This window comes from Bacillus cereus group sp. BfR-BA-01441 (assembly GCF_022663075.1).
GTDB lineage: Bacteria > Bacillota > Bacilli > Bacillales > Bacillaceae_G > Bacillus_A > Bacillus_A cereus.
Genome location: NZ_JAKUEU010000380.1, coordinates 1 through 229, shown reverse-complemented (window position 1 = coordinate 229; position 229 = coordinate 1). Strand labels below are relative to the sequence as shown.

Genomic DNA, 229 nt, shown 5'->3' with positions numbered 1-229 from the left:
CGTATTTCCTTGACCTCCTCCGTTATTTGCTGGAGGTGTCGTTCCTTGGCCATTTCCATTATTTTGTTCTTCTTGTTTCTTTTGCTCTTCTAGTTTCTTTTGTTCTTCTTGTTTTTTAAGTTCTTCTTGTTTCTTTAATTCTTCTTGCTTTTTCTCTTCTTCAGTTTTTTGCTGTTGATCTTGTTTTGGTTGCTCCGTTGTATCCGGTACGCTAGTATTTGGCGATGAA

General features: G+C 37.1%; 1 protein-coding gene. It reads right to left on the bottom strand.

What is annotated here, in order from left to right:
- The coding region (locus tag MR107_RS30930; protein WP_368738402.1) for a hypothetical protein at positions 1-229 on the bottom strand (229 nt) is incomplete at both ends.